The organism is Streptomyces roseicoloratus (genome assembly GCF_004117935.1).
In the GTDB taxonomy this organism is placed as follows: Bacteria; Actinomycetota; Actinomycetes; order Streptomycetales; family Streptomycetaceae; genus Streptomyces; species Streptomyces roseicoloratus.
Genome location: NZ_SDOY01000010.1, coordinates 1 through 384, shown reverse-complemented (window position 1 = coordinate 384; position 384 = coordinate 1). Strand labels below are relative to the sequence as shown.

1 protein-coding gene is annotated in these 384 nt (G+C 69.5%); it reads left to right on the top strand.

Annotation, left to right across the window (positions count from 1 at the left end; genetic code table 11):
• Positions 1-384, top strand: a 384-nt coding sequence (locus ESG85_RS00870; RefSeq protein ID WP_128976061.1) for a HAMP domain-containing protein, incomplete at both ends; no start/stop codon positions are given.

The following is a 384-nucleotide window of genomic DNA, read 5'->3' as shown; positions in this document are numbered from 1 at the left end:
GTGACGACGGCGGTGGCGCGGGGCGACCTGTCGCAGAAGATCGACGTGGACGCGCGCGGCGAGATCCTGGAGCTGAAGAACACCATCAACACGATGGTCGACCAGCTGTCCGCGTTCGCGGACCAGGTGACGCGGGTGGCCCGCGAGGTGGGCACCGACGGGCGTCTGGGCGGTCAGGCCGTGGTGCCGGGCGTGGCCGGTGTGTGGCGTGACCTGACGGACTCGGTGAACGGCATGGCCGGGAACCTGACCGCCCAGGTGCGCAACATCGCGCAGGTCGCGACGGCGGTGGCGCGGGGTGACCTGTCGCAGAAGATCGACGTGGACGCGCGCGGCGAGATCCTGGAGCTGAAGAACACCCTCAACACGATGGTCGACCAGCTG